Origin of the sequence: Amycolatopsis rhizosphaerae (assembly GCF_007713715.1) — a bacterium.
Taxonomy (GTDB): domain Bacteria; phylum Actinomycetota; class Actinomycetes; order Mycobacteriales; family Pseudonocardiaceae; genus Amycolatopsis_E; species Amycolatopsis_E rhizosphaerae.
The window spans coordinates 1-2,149 of sequence record NZ_VJWX01000756.1 but is presented as its reverse complement, the minus strand read 5'-3'; the positions used below and the strand labels follow the sequence as shown (position 1 = coordinate 2,149).

The following is a 2,149-nucleotide window of genomic DNA, read 5'->3' as shown; positions in this document are numbered from 1 at the left end:
CCATCTTCGAACTCATCGGCGCCGGTGTGCTGCTGCTGGTGGTCTTCCTGCTGTGGCAGCGGTTCAACCAGCGGGAGCCGCTGGTCCCGCTGGGCGTGTTCGCCAACCGCAACTTTTCCGCGGGCACGGTGACCGCGGCCGCGATCGGTTTCGCGATGACCGGCATGTTCGTCCCGTTGGTGGTCTACGTGCAGAACGTGCTGGGCATGTCACCGACCATGGCCGGGCTGCTCACCGCGCCGATGTCGCTGCTGTCGGGGATCGTGGCCCCGTTCATCGGGCGCCTGTCCGACAGGGTCAGCGCGAAGTACCTGGTGATGTCCGGCTTCCTCGCGCTGGCGGCGGGCCTGACCGGTTCGATCCTGCAGGCGCGGGCGGACACGAACCCGTGGTCGCTCGTGCCCACCCTGCTGCTCTGCGGCCTGGGCACGGGGAGCGTGTTCGCGCCGATGAGCAACGTGACCATGAGTTCGGTGGACCGCAAGTTCGCCGGTGCCGCCTCCGGCATCTTCAACACCTCACGGCAGATCGGCGGCGTGCTCGGCAGCGCCGCGATCGGAGTGCTGCTGCAGGCCCGCATCACGGCCTGGATGACGGCCGAACACGGCAACGCTCCCCTGGCACTCACCGACGCGGTACGCGAAACCATGCTCCTGCCGGTCGCCGTGCTGCTTCTCGGCGCGGTGGCGGCGCTGGCGATGCGGCGGGTCACCCCGCAACCCGCATCGCCCGCGATCCGCCCCGAACCGGAACCGGCGAAGGCCTGACGTGTCCGTGAGGGGGCCCCTCACACTCGAATCGACCGTGAGGGGCCCCCTCACGGCCTCGGCCTCTACCCTTCCCTCGTGCTGCATTTCGTGCTGGCCTCCGCCTCTCCGGCCCGTCTCGGCGTCCTCCGCGCGGCGGGGATCGAACCGAGCGTCGTGGTGTCCGGTGTCGACGAAGACGCCGTGGCCGCGTCGCTGACCGACCCGTCGCCGTCGGAACTGGTCACCGCGCTCGCACTCGCCAAGGCCGAAGCGGTGCTGGCCACGGTCGCCCGCACGCACACCGAGGCCGTGGTCGTCGGCTGCGACTCGATGCTGTCCATCGGCGGCGAAATGATGGGCAAGCCGGGTGAGCCGGAGATCGCGCAGAAGCGCTGGGCCCAGATGGCGGGCGGCAGCGGGGAACTGCTCACCGGGCACGCGGTGCTGCGGGTGGAAAACGGTGAGCGCACCCGGCAGGCAACCGGAAGCCACGCGACGACGGTGCGTTTCGGCGAGCCGAGCCCTCACGAGCTGGCGGCCTACATCGCCACCGGGGAGCCGCTGGCCGTGGCGGGGGCGTTCACCCTGGACGGCCGCGGCGGCTGGTTCGTCGAGGGCATCGACGGCGACCCCTCCAGCGTGATCGGGATCAGCCTGCCGCTGACCCGCCGCCTGCTCGCCGAGGTCGGGGTCAGCGTCGTCGACCTGTGGACGCCCACCCGCTAGCAGCCGCTCACGGGCAGGGCCGAAGGTCGGCGGGCAGGACGTGGACCTGGGGCCAGCCGCGAAGCTGGCTGGGAGCGGCGTACTTCCTCGTGCACCCCACGGCGCTGCCGTCGAGGGCGTACACGCGCGCCAGGGCGGGGGAAGCCTGCACCACGACCACGTCGGGCGCGTCCGCGCCGGTCACCGTGTCCAGCACGATGACCCCGGCGTCGGAGAAGTACGGCTTGTCGACCGACTGCCAGCCATCGCCGCGCCCGACGAGCAACTGGGCGACCCTGCCGCCCTTGAGCGGCGCGCCGACCAGGCAGGCCGACACGTTCGCGGTGACGCAGGTCAGTGAATCGGCGGTGAGCCGGGCCCCCAGCTCGCTGATGGTGGTGGGCACGACGATGCCGTTCACCTGCACCCGCCCGTTGGCCCCGGTGGCGTCCGCCCGCAGCTCCACCTGCGCCCCGCCCGCCGAACGGGTGGTCAGCAGGTCGCAGGGACCGCCACCGCATTCGCGGTCCGGCGTCACACTCGGGGCGGGCGCGCTTGCCTCGATCGTGGCCTTGTCCCCGCTGCGCGCGACGCGAAGCGAGGCGACGGCGGCGAGCGACCCGGCCGTCACCAGGGCGGCCACCACCGCCGTGACCAGCACCGGCCGCGGAATCCACGTCCCGCCCACGTACCCC

At 72.1% G+C, this 2,149-nt stretch carries 3 protein-coding genes; 2 read left to right on the top strand and 1 reads right to left on the bottom strand.

The features are described from left to right. Nucleotides 1-767, top strand: a 767-nt coding sequence (locus FNH05_RS36450; protein WP_144593383.1) for an MFS transporter, incomplete at its 5' end; no start/stop codon positions are given. An 81-nt stretch (nucleotides 768-848) separates the two neighbouring features. Then, a complete protein-coding gene (locus tag FNH05_RS36445; RefSeq protein WP_144593385.1) occupies nucleotides 849-1,475 on the top strand; it encodes a Maf family protein in 627 nt (208 codons plus the stop codon). 7 nt (nucleotides 1,476-1,482) lie between these two features. Here the strand turns inward: FNH05_RS36445 and FNH05_RS36440 are convergent. Continuing rightward, the coding region (locus FNH05_RS36440; RefSeq protein ID WP_246128150.1) for a hypothetical protein at nucleotides 1,483-2,149 on the bottom strand (667 nt) is incomplete at its 5' end.